15 protein-coding genes are annotated in these 15,625 nt (G+C 39.3%); 6 read left to right on the forward strand and 9 right to left on the reverse strand.

Annotated elements, in window-relative coordinates; translation table 11 throughout:
* Nucleotides 1-3 precede the first annotated feature (3 nt).
* A complete protein-coding gene (gene fixA, locus ABN212_RS03875) occupies nt 4-777 on the reverse strand; it encodes a putative electron transfer flavoprotein FixA (RefSeq protein ID WP_198620543.1) in 774 nt (257 codons plus the stop codon).
* A gap of 600 nt (nt 778-1,377) precedes the next feature.
* On the opposite strand from fixA, the gene caiT reads away from it, so the two are divergent.
* From caiT to caiE, 6 genes are all read left to right on the forward strand, one after another.
* Nucleotides 1,378-2,892, forward strand: coding sequence for an L-carnitine/gamma-butyrobetaine antiporter (gene caiT / locus ABN212_RS03880; protein ID WP_196532892.1), 1,515 nt, complete (start codon nt 1,378-1,380; stop codon nt 2,890-2,892).
* A gap of 41 nt (nt 2,893-2,933) precedes the next feature.
* Nucleotides 2,934-4,076 (forward strand): crotonobetainyl-CoA dehydrogenase, encoded by a 1,143-nt coding sequence (gene caiA, locus ABN212_RS03885; protein ID WP_099074590.1) that lies wholly within the window; start codon nt 2,934-2,936, stop codon nt 4,074-4,076.
* Nucleotides 4,077-4,145: 69 nt separating this feature from the next.
* Entirely contained in the window at nt 4,146-5,366 is a 1,221-nt protein-coding gene (gene caiB, locus ABN212_RS03890) for an L-carnitine CoA-transferase (protein WP_198620544.1), read from the forward strand.
* A 75-nt stretch (nt 5,367-5,441) separates the two neighbouring features.
* A complete protein-coding gene (caiC, locus tag ABN212_RS03895) occupies nt 5,442-6,998 on the forward strand; it encodes a crotonobetaine/carnitine-CoA ligase (protein WP_198620625.1) in 1,557 nt (518 codons plus the stop codon).
* A 77-nt stretch (nt 6,999-7,075) separates the two neighbouring features.
* On the forward strand, nt 7,076-7,861 hold the full coding sequence (caiD, locus tag ABN212_RS03900) for a crotonobetainyl-CoA hydratase (protein WP_198620545.1): 786 nt from the start codon (nt 7,076-7,078) through the stop codon (nt 7,859-7,861).
* Between the two features lie 39 nt (nt 7,862-7,900).
* Nucleotides 7,901-8,494 carry a carnitine operon protein CaiE gene (gene caiE, locus ABN212_RS03905; RefSeq protein ID WP_198626455.1) on the forward strand — a complete coding sequence of 198 codons (594 nt, stop codon included), beginning with the start codon at nt 7,901-7,903 and terminating at the stop codon, nt 8,492-8,494.
* Nucleotides 8,495-8,565: 71 nt separating this feature from the next.
* Here caiE and caiF read toward each other — a convergent pair whose 3' ends face one another.
* The 8 genes from caiF to ABN212_RS03940 form a co-directional block, all read right to left on the reverse strand.
* Complete coding sequence (gene caiF / locus ABN212_RS03910; protein ID WP_100158920.1) at nt 8,566-8,958, reverse strand: carnitine metabolism transcriptional regulator CaiF; 393 nt, start codon at nt 8,956-8,958, stop codon at nt 8,566-8,568.
* Between the two features lie 572 nt (nt 8,959-9,530).
* Nucleotides 9,531-10,193, reverse strand: coding sequence for a fructose-6-phosphate aldolase (gene fsa, locus ABN212_RS03915; RefSeq protein WP_109373285.1), 663 nt, complete (start codon nt 10,191-10,193; stop codon nt 9,531-9,533).
* Nucleotides 10,194-10,481: 288 nt separating this feature from the next.
* Nucleotides 10,482-11,093 (reverse strand): lytic polysaccharide monooxygenase, encoded by a 612-nt coding sequence (locus ABN212_RS03920; RefSeq protein WP_198632564.1) that lies wholly within the window; start codon nt 11,091-11,093, stop codon nt 10,482-10,484.
* Between the two features lie 387 nt (nt 11,094-11,480).
* Nucleotides 11,481-14,312, reverse strand: coding sequence for an RHS repeat domain-containing protein (locus ABN212_RS03925; protein WP_349442904.1), 2,832 nt, complete (start codon nt 14,310-14,312; stop codon nt 11,481-11,483).
* 31 nt (nt 14,313-14,343) lie between these two features.
* Complete coding sequence (lysC, locus tag ABN212_RS18840; protein WP_420094326.1) at nt 14,344-14,625, reverse strand: Rz1-like lysis system protein LysC; 282 nt, start codon at nt 14,623-14,625, stop codon at nt 14,344-14,346.
* Nucleotides 14,516-14,872, reverse strand: coding sequence for a hypothetical protein (locus ABN212_RS03930; protein ID WP_198626458.1), 357 nt, complete (start codon nt 14,870-14,872; stop codon nt 14,516-14,518). The genes lysC and ABN212_RS03930 overlap by 110 nt, the downstream gene beginning before the upstream one ends.
* Nucleotides 14,869-15,258: a M15 family metallopeptidase gene (locus ABN212_RS03935; protein ID WP_349442906.1), complete on the reverse strand. Its 390-nt coding sequence runs from the start codon at nt 15,256-15,258 to the stop codon at nt 14,869-14,871. Before ABN212_RS03935 ends, ABN212_RS03930 begins: the two co-directional genes overlap by 4 nt.
* Complete coding sequence (locus ABN212_RS03940) at nt 15,255-15,572, reverse strand: phage holin family protein (RefSeq protein WP_349442907.1); 318 nt, start codon at nt 15,570-15,572, stop codon at nt 15,255-15,257. The genes ABN212_RS03935 and ABN212_RS03940 overlap by 4 nt, the downstream gene beginning before the upstream one ends.
* Between the last annotated feature and the right edge of the window lie 53 nt (nt 15,573-15,625).

Consider the following 15,625-nt stretch of genomic DNA (forward strand, 5'->3'; position numbering starts at 1 on the left):
CTATTACTTAAGAATTTTACGTAAATGTTCTGCCAACTCAGCAATCTGATCATCGCCATCACCTTCAATAATGATGCGTTGACGAACTTTCTGTTTTGGTGCAGCCACTTTTTGTTCTGAACGCGCAGTAATCGCATCCAGACCAAGATCGGCAACACTCCATTGCTGAACAGGTTTCTTGGCGGCGCCAAGAATGGCTTTCATCGAAGGAATTTGAGGAGTGTTAATATCGGTAGATACCGCAATAACAGCAGGTAATGGAATTGTCAGTGTTTCGATTTCATTTTCTAATTCACGCTCAACCGTAATTGAATCATTAGAAAGAGAAACAATTTTGTTAATACCATTTATTGCTGGAATATTTAGGATTTCACCCACCAGCAAGCTAACTTGTTGTGAACTTAGATCCGCAGATCCATCACCACAAAGAATTAAGTCATAACCTTTTTTAGTCGCAGCCGCAGCCAGTGCAACCGCCGTTTGATAAGGCAGAGAGGCTTCAAATTGATCATCAACTACAACCACTAAATCGTCAGCACCACGAGAAAGAACGTCTTTGCGTGCTTTCGCATTTGTCAGTGATTTACCACCAACACTCATTGCCGTGATTTGAATGCCCTCAAGTTGAGTTTTAAGCTGATTAGCGGCTTCAATCGCATTTAAATCATATTGGCTGATTTTGGTGTTAGCACGAGAAAAATCCAGCGAACTGTCTGCGCTATTTACCGTAATATCCTGCTCATCGGGAACACTCTTGTAACATGTAATAATATTCATTACATCTCCTGAAATTAATAAATAATGTCATTTGCTCTGGCAATGTAATATAGAATTAACACAATTAAGTGTTTAAAAAATTAAACCTAGGTCACCAATATTGAACATTATTAAATAATGAATCGATAGGTTTCAATATTGCCAAATACATCACCAATATTGAAATTAATTTTAATTGAAGTGAATAACTTTCAATATTGCTACTTTGATCAACAATATTGAAGGTAATAAGCATAATGTTATTTAACGTTCAATATTGCCACCGAGATCAACAATATTGAAAGACAGAATATAACAACCCTATTACATACCAGCTGATAGCGATAACTATCAATAAGTTACAATGAAAATAAAACGTTATAAAACGTAACATAAAATCGACAAAAAGAATAGTGTGAAGTGAATAACAGAATAGATTTCTTATAATATCCATCATTCTTTATCATTAATGGATTTATGGATTAGCCAATCACTTTATTTTTCTATTATGATGAAAACTCAATAGACTAAATAGATAGAATTAAACTCAAATGCTTTATTAGATATTAGGAATTAACACTACTTAAACTTCTGCGCTAAATATATTTGGAAAATTTACCTATGAGCAAAGATAATAAAAAGGCTGGAATAGAACCGAAGGTTTTTTTTCCGCCATTAATCATTGTTGGTATTTTATGTTGGTTAACGGTACGTGATCTTGACGCTTCAAATGAAGTGATTAACGCCGTATTCAGCTATGTTACCAATGTCTGGGGTTGGGCCTTCGAATGGTATATGGTCATTATGTTCGGGGGTTGGTTTTGGTTAGTCTTTGGACGTTATGCCAATAAACGTCTTGGGGACGATAAGCCAGAATTTAGTACCGCAAGCTGGATCTTTATGATGTTTGCGTCTTGTACATCCGCAGCCGTCCTCTTCTGGGGTTCGATTGAAATATACTACTACATTTCAAGCCCTCCTTTTGGAATGGAAGCTTACTCAACTCAAGCAAAAGAAATTGGTCTAGCTTATAGTTTGTTCCACTGGGGTCCTTTACCTTGGGCAACTTATAGCTTCTTATCTGTCGCTTTCGCTTACTTCTTCTTTGTTCGCAAAATGGAGGTTATCCGCCCAAGTAGTACCTTAACGCCATTAATCGGTGAAAAACACGTTAATGGTATTGTGGGTACTATCATTGATAACTTCTATCTCGTTGCGTTAATTCTGGCAATGGGTACTAGCCTTGGTTTAGCAACACCGTTAGTTACTGAATGTATTCAATACTTATTTGGTATTCCTCATACCTTGCAATTAGACGCCATTATTATCTCTTGCTGGATCTTATTAAATGCAATTTGCGTGGCATTCGGTCTGCAAAAAGGGGTGAAAATCGCTAGTGATATTCGTACTTACCTGAGCTTCTTAATGTTGGGTTGGGTGTTTATCGTCGGTGGTGCGAGCTTTATCGTCAATTACTTCACCGATTCTGTCGGTACATTGATGATGTATATGCCTCGGATGCTGTTCTATACAGACCCTATCGGCAAAGGCGGATTCCCTCAAGGCTGGACCGTTTTCTATTGGGCTTGGTGGGTTATCTACGCCATTCAAATGAGTATCTTCTTAGCCCGTATTTCTAAAGGTCGTACTGTTCGTGAATTGTGTTTAGGGATGGTTTCCGGTTTAACCGCAGGGACTTGGTTAATTTGGACAATCCTTGGTGGTAACACCTTACAACTGATTGACCAAAACATTCTCAACATTCCACAACTGATTGAACAATACGGTGTTCCACGCGCCATTATCGAAACATGGGCAGCATTACCACTAAGCACAGCGACAATGTGGGGCTTCTTTATCCTCTGCTTTATTGCCACTGTCACCTTAATTAACGCCTGTTCTTACACACTGGCAATGTCCACTTGCCGCTCAATGAAAGAAGGCTCTGAGCCACCTTTATTAGTACGCATCGGCTGGTCTGTGCTGGTTGGTGTTATCGGCATCATTCTATTAGCACTTGGTGGTTTAAAACCAATTCAAACCGCCATTATTGCTGGAGGATGCCCACTATTTTTCGTCAATATCATGGTCACCTTGTCCTTTATTAAAGATGCCAAAGTACATTGGAAAGACTGATCCGCTATACGCAAAGAATGACACATTAAGAGGTTATTAACATGGATTTTAGATTGAATGATGAGCAGGAACTGTTTGTTGACGGTGTCCGCGAATTAATGGCCAGTGAAAACTGGGAAGCTTATTTCGCCGAGTGTGATCGCGAAAGTAAATACCCAGAGCGTTTTGTCAAAGCCTTAGCGGATATGGAAATCGACAATCTGCTTATCCCTGAAGAGCACGGTGGATTAAATGCGGGTTTTGTCACTGTTGCGGCTATTTGGATGGAGTTAGGTCGTTTAGGTGCGCCAACTTACGTGCTTTATCAATTACCAGGTGGTTTTAACACTGTATTGCGTGAAGGCACACAAGAGCAAATCGATAAAATTATGGCGTTCCGCGGTACAGGTAAACAGATGTGGAACTCTGCAATTACAGAGCCGGGCGCAGGTTCAGATGTCGGTAGCTTACAAACGACTTATACCCGTAAAGATGGCAAAGTTTACCTTAATGGTAGCAAATGCTTTATCACCAGTAGTGCATACACCCCTTATGTTGTCGTGATGAGCCGTGACGCAGCATCACCTGATAAACCTATCTTCACCGAATGGTTTGTGGATATGAGTAAGCCGGGTATCAAAGTAAACAAGTTGGAAAAACTGGGTTTACGTATGGATAGCTGCTGTGAAATCACGTTTGATAACGTTGAGCTTGAAGAAAAAGATATGTTTGGCCGCGAAGGTAACGGCTTTAACCGTGTTAAAGAAGAGTTCGATCACGAGCGTTTCTTAGTGGCACTCACTAACTACGGTACAGCAATGTGTGCATTTGAAGATGCCGCTCGTTATGCCAACCAACGTGTGCAATTTGGTGAAGCTATCGGTCGTTTCCAACTTATTCAAGAAAAATTCGCTCATATGGCGATCAAACTCAATTCAATGCGCAACATGTTATATGAAACTGCATGGAAGAGTGACAACAACTTAATCACTTCTGGTGATGCTGCAATGTGTAAATACTTCTGCGCAAATGCGGCATTTGAAGTGGTTGATAGCGCAATGCAAGTGCTTGGTGGTGTTGGTATTGCTGGCGAGCACCGTATTTCTCGTTTCTGGCGTGACCTTCGTGTTGATCGTGTGTCTGGGGGTTCTGATGAAATGCAGATCCTGACATTAGGACGTTCAGTACTTAAACAGTATCGCTAATTAATCACGAATAACTCTCTCATCACTCGGTGAGAGAGTTTTCACTCAGACCACTTACGAGGTGACGCTATGACAGAACATTTACCAATGCCACAATTCGGCCCACTTTCAGGGGTTCGTGTTGTGTTTTCAGGAATTGAAATTGCAGGGCCATTCGCAGGACAAATGTTCGCAGAATGGGGAGCTGAAGTGATTTGGATTGAAAACGTTGCATGGGCTGATACCATTCGCGTTCAACCTCACTACCCTCAACTTTCTCGCCGTAATTTACATGCACTATCGTTAAATATCTTTAAAGACGAAGGTCGTGATGCATTCCTAAAATTAATGGAAACCACCGACATCTTTATTGAAGCCAGTAAAGGCCCTGCCTTTGCACGTCGTGGTATTACCGATGAAGTTTTATGGGAGCATAATCCTAAATTAGTTATCGCGCATTTATCGGGCTTTGGCCAATATGGCGATCCGCAATACACCAACTTACCCGCTTATAACACTATTGCTCAGGCATTCAGTGGCTACTTGATCCAAAACGGTGACAAAGATCAGCCAATGCCTGCTTTCCCTTATACCGCAGATTATTTCTCAGGAATGACCGCAACCACTTCCGCTTTAGCTGCACTGTATAAAGTTCAACAAACAGGCAAAGGCGAAAGTATTGATATCGCCATGTATGAAGTCATGTTGCGTATGGGGCAATACTTCATGATGGATTATTTCAATGGTGGCGAAATCTGTCCTCGTATGACCAAAGGGAAAGATCCGTACTACGCAGGCTGTGGGCTTTACCGTTGCCAAGATGGTTTTATCGTGATGGAAGTGGTGGGTATTACTCAAATTGAAGAGATCTTCAAAGATATCGGCCTTGCACATCTACTGGGTACACCAGAAGTTCCAGAAGGCACTCAACTTATTCACCGTATTAATTGCCCTCATGGTCAATTATTCGAAGATAAGTTAGATGAATGGTTGGCAAAACAACCGATTACTGACGTGCTGCAACGCCTGTCTGAACTCAATATTGCCAGCGCTAAAGTGCTGACTATTCCTGAGCTTGAAGACAACCCGCAATATGTCGCACGTGAGTCTATTACCCAATGGCAAACCATGAATGGCGAAACCTGCAAAGGGCCAAATGTGATGCCGAAATTCAAAAATAATCCGGGAAAAATCTGGCGTGGTATGCCATCTCACGGCATGGACACTGACGCTATCTTGAAAAACATCGGTTATAGCGACGAACAAATCAGGGGGCTGGTCGATAAAGGGCTGGCTAAAATCGTAAAGTAACACCGTAAAATTCAGACACAGCACTCCTTTCAAATCGTGTCTGAATTCACGGCAAAAGTATGGGATAACAGTTTAATGGATGTGATTGGCAAACAAAACTTACGTCAAATGTGGGATGATTTGGCAGAGGTTTATGGCACAAAAACAGCGCTAATTTTTGAATCCGCACAAGGACTCGTGAGACAATTTAGCTACAGTGAATTAAATGAAGAGATCAATAGAACCGCAAATCTTTTCCATGCTGGTGGCATAAAAAAAGGCGACCATGTTGCCTTACATCTTGATAACTGCCCTGAATTTTTCTTTTGCTGGTTTGGGCTGGCAAAAATTGGTGCTGTAATGGTGCCCATTAATGCGCGCTTTATGTATGAAGAGAGCGCATGGATAATCAATCACTGCCAAGCCCATTACGTGGTCACTCGTGATCATTTCTATCCGATTTACCAACCTATGTTGCAGGATGAACAAAACCCTTTAACGCAGCTGTTTTTAATTTCTGAAAATGCGATATCTACTGAAAAAGGGGTTGTAGATTTTTTAAAAGAAAAAGCCAAACATCCTGTTACGCTTAATCATCACACCCCATTAAGTGTGGATGATACTGCTGAAATTCTTTTCACATCGGGCACCACATCGCAACCTAAAGGTGTGGTTATCACGCACTATAACTTACGCTTTGCGGGTTATTACTCATCATGGCAAAACGCATTACGGGAAGACGATATTTATCTTACCGTGATGCCAGCATTTCATATTGATTGCCAATGCACGGCATCACTCCCTGCTTTTTCTGTGGGTGCCACCTTTGTTTTACTCGAAAAATACAGTGCAAGAGCCTTTTGGAAGCAGATCCTTAAGTATCAAGCAACAGTAACAGAGTGCATTCCAATGATGATGAGAACCTTAATGGCACAGCCCGTTTCATCAGAAGAAAAGCAACACAAATTACGCGAAGTGATGTTCTATCTCAATCTCGCAGATGAAGAGAAAGACGCCTTTATTGAACGCTTTAACGTGCGATTACTCACCTCTTACGGCATGACAGAAACTATTGTTGGTTTAATCGGTGATAGACCTGGCGATAAACGTCGCTGGCCGTCAATCGGTAGACCTGGTTTTTGCTATCAAGCTCAAATCAGAGACAAACAAAACAACGAAGTGCCTGATGGCGTTGTGGGTGAGATCTGCGTAAAAGGCGAACCTGGGAAAACCTTATTCAAAGAGTATTACAACCGACCTGATGCAACAGCTAAAGCATTAGAGCCTGAAGGTTGGTTACATACTGGTGATTATGGTTACCGAGACGATGAAGGTTTTTTCTATTTCGTTGATCGCAGTTGCAACATGATCAAACGTGGAGGCGAAAACGTCTCTTGTGTTGAGATTGAAAACATCATTAGTTCACATCCCAAAATTCAAGATGTGGCGGTTATTGGTGTACCTGATGATATTCGTGATGAAGCCATTAAAGCTTTTGTGGTGCTCGTTGAAGGTGAAACCTTAAGTGAAGAAGAATTCTTCCATTTCTGTGAGCAAAATATGGCGAAATTTAAAGTTCCCTCCGCGGTTGAGTTTAAAGAGGGTTTGCCGCGTAATTGCTCAGGAAAGGTGATCAAAAAGCATTTGAAATAAGCCATAGGTCGGTTTTAACAATCACCCAATAACCTCAATCATAAATGCTTATTTTTGATGACGAAAAGGAATACAACATGAGCCAATCATTACACCTAACAACGCGTGGTTCAGTACTTGAAATTGTATTAGATAGACCAAAAGCAAACGCTATTGATGCAAAAACCAGCCATGAAATGGGTGAAGTTTTTCTGCGTTTTCGAGATGATCCAAGCTTACGTGTTGCCATTATTACGGGCGCGGGCGAACGCTTTTTCTCCGCAGGTTGGGATTTAAAAGCCGCCGCAGAAGGTGAAGCGCCTGATGCAGACTTTGGTGCGGGTGGTTTTGCAGGTTTAACCGAGCTTTTTGATCTCAATAAACCCGTCATTGCGGCAGTTAACGGCTATGCTTTTGGTGGTGGCTTTGAATTAGCGCTCGCCGCTGACATGATGGTTTGTTCAGACAATGCTTCTTTTGCCTTGCCAGAAGCGCAATTGGGCATTGTCCCTGATAGTGGTGGAGTCCTGCGTTTACCAAAACGTTTACCGCCTGCTATCGTCAACGAAATGCTGATGACAGGTCGTCGTATGAATGCAGATGAAGCACTTCGTTGGGGTATTGCAAACCGTGTTGTCAGTTCTGCTGAATTAATGGATAGCGCACGCGAACTCGCCGATCAAATCGCTAATAGCGCCCCATTGGCTGTAGCGGCTTTAAAAGAGATTTATCGTGCCACCAGCGAGCTTTCTATTGAAGAGGGCTACAAATTAATGCGCAGTGGCGTATTAAAACATTACCCAAGTGTTTTACATTCAGAAGATGCCACAGAAGGGCCTCTTGCCTTTGCTGAAAAACGCACACCTGAATGGAAAGGACGGTAATTATTGTTAATCTCGATAATACAACAATGAGGAAAACTGATGAGTATCTACGCGTTTGAAGGTCTTGTTCCTGTGGTTCATCCAACAGCTTATGTTCATCCATCTGCTGTATTAATTGGTGATGTGATTATTGGTGCTGGCGTTTATATCGGCCCTCTAGCTTCACTAAGGGGAGACTATGGACGCTTGATTGTTGAAGCAGGCGCAAACCTTCAAGACGGTTGTATCATGCACGGTTATACCGATATGGACACCATTGTGAGAGAAAATGGACACATTGGGCATGGTGCAATCCTTCACAGTTGTATTATCGGGCGTGACAGTTTAGTCGGTATGAATAGCGTGATTATGGATGGTGCCGTCATTGGTGAAGAAAGTATTGTTGCCGCCATGAGCTTTGTAAAAGCGGGTTTTAAAGGACAGCCGCGACAAATGTTAATAGGAAGCCCTGCAAAACATGTGCGTGATATTACTGATCAAGATATGGAGTGGAAACGGATGAACACCCGTGAATACCAAGATTTAGCGGTACGTTGTCGCCAAAGCTTGGTAGAAACAACACCTTTAACGGCGCCTGAACCTAATCGCCCACGTTTACGTGGCACAACAAACGTTAAACCTAAAGGTCAGTAATAAATGACGACAGGCGTCATTAACGCCTGTCGAATTTATTCGATTTTTTGAGTAAAACTTAATTTCTCAGATTAGCGACGTTGCGATTTCGACAACATCCATTGCCATTTTTGCTCATGGTTTAATCCATGAGGGATCATCGTTGCCAATTTTTCAGGTGAACTTTGACTGCTTTTACCTTGAATATGTCCTTTTATGCGAGAATAAAGCTGAGGATCGATATGACTCACTTTGATCATACGTTGGCATTGGCAACCTCTGCCTTCAAGCTGATTAGGCACGCTTTTTGTTTCACATTCAATTTCTTTTACATCAGAAAGAATGTAAGAAACGATATTAATCGCATTGCATTGAGGAATATCGAATTTTTTCGCGATCTCTTTTGCACTTACCCAGCGCTCTTGCTCTTGAACCCAATCAGCAATTGACAGATAGAGTGGTTTATTCATGTATTCTTCACACATATTTACTCCAGTATCACAAATAAAGTTTTATTTATCGCTAAATAAAGATAATAACTGAATATGTTAATTATCATTGCACCGCGGAGTATCGGTTTTCCCTGTTAATATAGGTAAGTTAACTACCCCATCAATATAATATTAGTTTATTTTTAACAACCAAACTCTTTAATTAACACACCTGTCACAATTTATTATTTTGTTATTAAAGCAAAAGTAATAACAATTAAACCGAGTAAAAACAAAAAATTAATTAAATATTAAAATATAAAAAACACCTCAAGCAACCAACAATAACCTATTGATATAAAAGATATTTTTAACAACAAAACAAAAAATAAATAGATTATATTAATAATCCATTTATAGACTAACATTATAGTAATAGATCTAAATTTAGAATGCCAGAAAGGTGGCTTATTATTAGATGTAAATCAATAATCGTTTATTTTAAGCTATATTAACCTAGTTATTAATACATTAGTAAAAGTGAAGATAAATATCTACATACGCAAAAATCGATAAATTAAGTGCCATATAGCGATATAGCACTTAATCTCATATTATTAATTTGATTATAAAGAACGACGATCAAATGCAGTTTGCCAATCGTCAGCAAATCTATTCACAGCATCGTCAACCACAGGTGAACGGATAATTGAGTAAGCAAGCTCAATCGGTAATGTCACCGAAGAAGCCCCTGCTAATAAACAATCGACCACTTGACGTGGTGTTTTAAAACTCGCGGCTAGGATTTTTGTGGGTAAATTATGCATGGTAATCAGCGTTTGTAATTCCTTTACCACTCTGACCCCATCAGAACCTTGTCTATCCATTCGATGTACATAAGGCGCAATATAGTCAGCGCCTGCTAATGCCGCCATTAAACCTTGAGAAACACTGTAAATCGCCGTGCCTAATACCAGCATATTTTTTTGTTTTAATTGTTTAATGGCAACTAAACCTGCTTCAGTAACCGGTATTTTAATCACGGTATTATCGGCAATATTCCCAAGATGCAATGCTTCTTCAATCATGGTGTCCACATCACTGGCAATAACCTGCGCAAATAGACGACCTTTACCGCCCATAGCGGCTTTTAATTCAGGTAATAGGGTTTCAATATTTTGTGCGGATTTAGCAATAATGGAAGGATTTGTGGTCACACCCGCAATAGGAAGAACTTGAGAGAGTTTTCTGACTTCGTCGATATCCGCTGTATCTAAATAGATTTCCATAATCGCACCTTAATGATGTTGGTTTTAAGCTAAATAATTATAGATATAACATAGAAAATAACATTGTGAGCGGTGGATTTCTAGTCGATTTAATGAAAATAGCGCCCATGTTAAGGCACTATTAATTGAATAACGATAATAAATAGTTGTTTTTTATTTAATAAAAAATATGAGCTCTAATCTAAATTTAAAATTTAGATTGAGAATTTATTTATATTTGAAAATAAACAGTATTAAAAATAATACTATTATTGATATTAAATAATTATTTACATTAAGTTAAATTGATTACTCTTTAAATTCAGCATCAATCACTTGATAAAATGCATTCCCTGTATCTGCAATATCCCAAACTCCTAAAATAACTTGATACCCCGTTCTTTTTGGTATATTGCAGTTTAATTCTACTGTTTTCATTGGTACTGTTCCATTATCAAATCGCTGACAAAAAGGGGTTAAATCAAAATCATCTCGAGTAAGCGGTTTATTGACATCCCACTCCGGTTTAGTAATAAAAAACCGCCATGAAGCGGTACTATGTGGGGCTGTTAATGTCCATTTAAAGGTATATTCTCCGCTTTTTATATCAACTTTATGCCAACGGTCGGCACTTTGTTGATTTAATTGAGAAAATTTAGCTTTTCCTCCACTCGCAATTTCGCCATCTTTAGGCCCCGTCTCAGGAAATCCCTTAGGGCCTTCAACAGATTGTGGCTCATATTGTATATCGCCACAGTTTTTATTTAAGTTGTTGCCTTTGGATGAACAAAGAAAAGCTCTGCTAGGTGGCTTATCTATATAACCATGTTTTAGCGTCACATCGGCTAATGCCGTTGAGATAAAACCCGCTGATGATAATAATAATGTTGCAGTAAATACCATAAGTTTATTTTTCTTCATAATAAAGCCTCAATAATTATTAATAAATGTTTTTAAATATAATGATTGCATCAATCACATTAGATATTAGTCGAAAATAGATAATTGAATATCCATTTATTAAGAACTGTGAGCAATATCGCGATTTAATTTAATATTAAAATGGAACTAACACTGTTATTTAATATTTATTAGATAACTATCAATCATAAAAATAATAAATTTAATTATTTTTAATACTTTATTTTATATTTTATTAATAAAACTAAAATCATCAACATAAGATAAAAACAACCCAAATGAGACAGGAAAACTGTCTCACTGGACTGCCTTTTTTGGGTCTACTTTAAGTAGACATTATTATCTAATCACTCATATCCCATGAGCTGAGTAAAAAATGATGGTGCCTTAATCAACTTTATATACCGATAAGGATTTGTTTTTATTGAAAACCCTCTTAGCTCTTTCATAAGTTACATTTTTTAGCTGAGGATATTCATCCGAATACATATCACGGGCAAAATCTTTCCATTCACTTTCACTTTCAAATTGGCCAGCCATATAATATATAAACTGTATTGCCTCCTCTTGATCCTCAGGAGGACGTGACGTAGGATTTTTTGTGAACTCTGCTTGAGTAATTTCTGGGTTTGCAGCCTTATTCATCCTCATAAGTAACTCTTCTGCTTTTCCTGTCGGAAGACGCTTCTGTTGTTTATCGATAATATGTTCAGTCCATTTATATAAGTCTGAAGTTACATTTTGGAGGCAAAAATTTTCAGAATCTAAATCTCTGGTAAGGTAAGGAGTCATAAAATCATATAAATTTCCTCGTTCTTTGTTCTGATTAACTAAATCTTTAGGTGGTCGCCTGAAACCTTTTGATTTACGCATGATATTGCTTCCACCGGATAGAACGCCTTCAGGCTGTAAGTCAATATACAAAGCGGCTAATTTAGTCATCGTTTCATTAAACTGTTCTCCTTGTAACGTACGCATTCCACCTCTCCCTGTTTCAACAATTCCTACCAGACGTTCAATAGTGTTAATAATTAGTTCGTTTTTGGAATTAGAAACATTCAACTGGGATTGCCTGCCTGATTCAGATGCGCCAAAAGTACCACTAACGGTGGATATATCGTTTGAGGAATTGCGCTCTCTTCCACCAGCTCTAATTGCATTTAATCTTTTGAACATCAAGCCATTGTCATCAATATACGATACCGGATTCCCTTTCACCATGCGGTATAAATTAAGCCCATCAATCGTACCTGCGGGATCAGCACTTAACCAACGGCCAATCCACGGCTGATAATAACGATAACCGTAGTAATACATGCCTGTAGAGTCTTTTTCTTTACCTGAATAACGAATGGTTTTGTAATCAGCCTCCACTGCATTTTCGCTAGACCAAATCGCAGTTCCCCCATAAGGGTAATACTCCTCATAACTGACTAATTGCCCTTGACCATCGGTTTCTAATCCACTGTTACCCACACCGTCATCATAGCTATAACGCAGTGAATTATTTTCAATTCCTTTCGGTGTACCAATCTCCCAACACAATGCTCTGACTTTTGCACTAGTACCCGCCTTAACGTTCACTACCGCATATTTTTCCGTCACAGGATTATCATTCACTTCCCATATTTCAATATTCGGTAAATAGTGCGTAGTGACTCTTTCTAAATGACCGTTAGCAGTTTTACGCCCGCGTATTTTCGTCACACGTTGGCTCGCACTGTTATATTGATAGGTTTCCCTTTCATAAAAGTGTCCACCTTCACCGATATCATTTGTCTCTTTCAGATGATTACGGCTATCCCAAATAATGGCATCGCCATTTAACAGCTTGATTAAATTACCACTCTCATCAAAATAGCTATCTACGTTTTGAGGTTCTGAACACTGTGACTTTAATAAGGCGCGATTAGTTTTATTAGATACGGTAATATCTTGGGTAAAATTTTGTTGCGCAATAGGAGAGTTATGGCGAATTTGCGTTAAATTACCACCTCTGTCATAAGCGTATAAACGGGTATAATTGGTATAGCTTTGTGCATCTTTCACTAACGTGGTAATAGTTTGAGATTGCATAGATGCGGGTGTTTGCTGATTGGCAGATTCACGACCTGTTGCACTCACTAATTGATACAGAGAGTCATACACATAACGATTTTCAGGCACGATTTTCTGATTACGCCAGTAGCGAGTCGCTTCAGCATCATTTTTCAGACAAATAATATTGCCGACAGGATCGTACTCATAACGCAGATCTTGCATAATCTTCGCACCCAAAACATGCCCTTGAGGACGCTGGGTTTTGACATGCAGTAAACGTTGGGTTTCAGGCTCGTATTCATAAGTGGTAACTAATCCATTACCATTCTCTTCACGCAGTTTTTGCCCCGCTGCTGAATAAGAAAGTGAACGCAAAATAGTTTGTTCAGATTGCCCTTTTAAGGTCAACCAAGTTTGTTTTACAAATCCTGCAATATCATAGGCGATACGGCGTTTATTCCCCTTTGCATCCGTCTCTTCTAATACCGCGCCTGTTGCATCATAAGTATATTGAGTGATAAATTTTTCAGCTCGCTCAATACTATCATCTTCATTATCTGAATCCCAGTTAATATAACTACCGTAATATAATTGTTGCGTTTCGGATAACACGGCTCCTAATAATGAAAAGCTATCGACTGTTTTTTTTCCTGCGGTATCATAATGTTCAATACATTTTCCTACCTGATTTTGTACGATGCCTTCATCTAATCCTTGTCCCCATTTAAATTTTTGTACTACGGCAATACTGCTTTCACCCAGTGTTCCTTCTTTGACTTGTTCTAAATAGCGCTCAAAGCGTTGATCTGAATATTCATAAGTTGTAACAGTACCTTTGCCATTAATCTGTTGTGCAACAGTGCCTTCAATATCATTGAGATTAACGTGACTACCATTATCAATGCCTTTTGAGAAAGATAATGCCCCACCTAAACTCACTATTTGTTGAATATTCGGTTGTATTGCTGAATTTGATTGTTGTGTTTCATACAATCTTGCATCAATACTTTGCTCTAAATAACCACGCGCGTGATAATGGTGGCGCGTAATACGCTCATCCGTTTGGTTAATTGCATCAGGATGACGGCAATAGCTAATTTCACGGATTGTTGATCCGCGATTATCACGAACCACCACCGTTGGCGTTCGTGTATGTAATTGTTGATTTGATTTATTCATAAATCTTTCCTTAAATTGTTTTGTCAATTTATTAACTTGTTGATGATAATAATGTTTCTATCGCCTTTTTATCAGTATTGCATTTTTCTAAAACCAATATTAAACGTGCCACATAATCAGGGTAATCTCCCCACACTTGCACATTAAAAAACGGTGCTGAGCAAGGCTGTAACAGGTGTGAAGGCACATATTTCTCAGGTACTTTAACGATGATTGAAGGCGTTTTGCTGCAACTGGATAACAGCGTCAGGCACAGGCTCATTAGCACAAGGCGTTTGAGCCAGAAGTAACCGTAACTCTTGGCGTATAGCATGATTTTCTTCCTCTAAATAACGTTGTTCCTCTTGTTGGTGCGTGAGTGTTTCAGAGACTTTTTCTGCTTGCTCGTGCCATTGAATTAATTGTGATTGCAATGTACGTTGTTGATATTCAAGCTGACTATTTTGCTCTGAAAGTCGATTAATTTGGTTGTATTGATAGCGAAGTACTAATAAAGCAACAACAATCATGATCGCTATCCCCCCTTTAATACCTAAACGTAAAAAAGCACTCATATTCATGGATATGCTCCACGACATAATTCGTAATGAGGGCCATCACGAAAAGAAACCCAATCGCCTCCCCAATTTATCGAAACGCCCAATTGATGTGCGGCTTTCTTCATCGCTTTTGATACTGATTCAAACGCTGACCAATCTTGCCAAGGAATAACACCATTCACTAACGGGACAATATCCACGGCATGACCCGTTAAATGACGACTATTGAGGGTTTTGCTTTTACCTTCTTTCATCAACTCTTTTTGTCGAATCAATGAACGCACACCTTCAATAACAACAAAATCATATTCACTGAGTGTCAGTGCCAGATAAACAATACGTACTAAATCTTGATGTACGTCGTTTAGGTTGTTTTGGCTACGTTGACTTAATGTATAGGTATTCATTTAGGCTCCTTAAGATTGTTCATGCCCATAATACGATTCCATAGCCAAATCAATGTCGTGCTCCCCATTGATCCAAAAAGCCCTGCAATCATGTAAGACATATAGCGACTTGCACCACTTTCAAAACTTAATAATCCGCCTAATAATCCTGTAAACACTGAAATCACGATCTGGCTACCAATGCCACACCAAGACCACTTAATTTGTTTTTGTCTAATTTCCATTAAATACCTCACGATACCTCCCCAGGCTGAAAATCCACCGATAATCATCCAAGCCAGCGCATCGCTTTCAGATGGGATTGCTACCAGCATAATAAAATTCCTAAATAGAGCGGATTAAACGACATTGTTAATTAATCCGCGTA

Source organism: Proteus genomosp. 6 (assembly GCF_040139785.1).
Taxonomy (GTDB): Bacteria; Pseudomonadota; Gammaproteobacteria; order Enterobacterales; family Enterobacteriaceae; genus Proteus.

Bases quoted from the DNA above. Each gene is read 5' to 3' on its own strand.
- fixA (WP_198620543.1), bottom strand. From the start codon at position 777: ATGAATATTATTACATGTTACAAGAGTGTTCCCGATGAGCAGGATATT.
- caiT (WP_196532892.1), top strand. From the start codon at position 1,378: ATGAGCAAAGATAATAAAAAGGCTGGAATAGAACCGAAGGTTTTTTTT.
- caiA (WP_099074590.1), top strand. From the start codon at position 2,934: ATGGATTTTAGATTGAATGATGAGCAGGAACTGTTTGTTGACGGTGTC.
- caiB (WP_198620544.1), top strand. From the start codon at position 4,146: ATGACAGAACATTTACCAATGCCACAATTCGGCCCACTTTCAGGGGTT.
- caiC (WP_198620625.1), top strand. From the start codon at position 5,442: ATGGATGTGATTGGCAAACAAAACTTACGTCAAATGTGGGATGATTTG.
- caiD (WP_198620545.1), top strand. From the start codon at position 7,076: ATGAGCCAATCATTACACCTAACAACGCGTGGTTCAGTACTTGAAATT.
- caiE (WP_198626455.1), top strand. From the start codon at position 7,901: ATGAGTATCTACGCGTTTGAAGGTCTTGTTCCTGTGGTTCATCCAACA.
- caiF (WP_100158920.1), bottom strand. From the start codon at position 8,958: ATGTGTGAAGAATACATGAATAAACCACTCTATCTGTCAATTGCTGAT.
- fsa (WP_109373285.1), bottom strand. From the start codon at position 10,193: ATGGAAATCTATTTAGATACAGCGGATATCGACGAAGTCAGAAAACTC.
- ABN212_RS03920 (WP_198632564.1), bottom strand. From the start codon at position 11,093: ATGAAGAAAAATAAACTTATGGTATTTACTGCAACATTATTATTATCA.
- ABN212_RS03925 (WP_349442904.1), bottom strand. From the start codon at position 14,312: ATGAATAAATCAAATCAACAATTACATACACGAACGCCAACGGTGGTG.
- lysC (WP_420094326.1), bottom strand. From the start codon at position 14,625: ATGCTATACGCCAAGAGTTACGGTTACTTCTGGCTCAAACGCCTTGTG.
- ABN212_RS03930 (WP_198626458.1), bottom strand. From the start codon at position 14,872: ATGAATATGAGTGCTTTTTTACGTTTAGGTATTAAAGGGGGGATAGCG.
- ABN212_RS03935 (WP_349442906.1), bottom strand. From the start codon at position 15,258: ATGAATACCTATACATTAAGTCAACGTAGCCAAAACAACCTAAACGAC.
- ABN212_RS03940 (WP_349442907.1), bottom strand. From the start codon at position 15,572: ATGCTGGTAGCAATCCCATCTGAAAGCGATGCGCTGGCTTGGATGATT.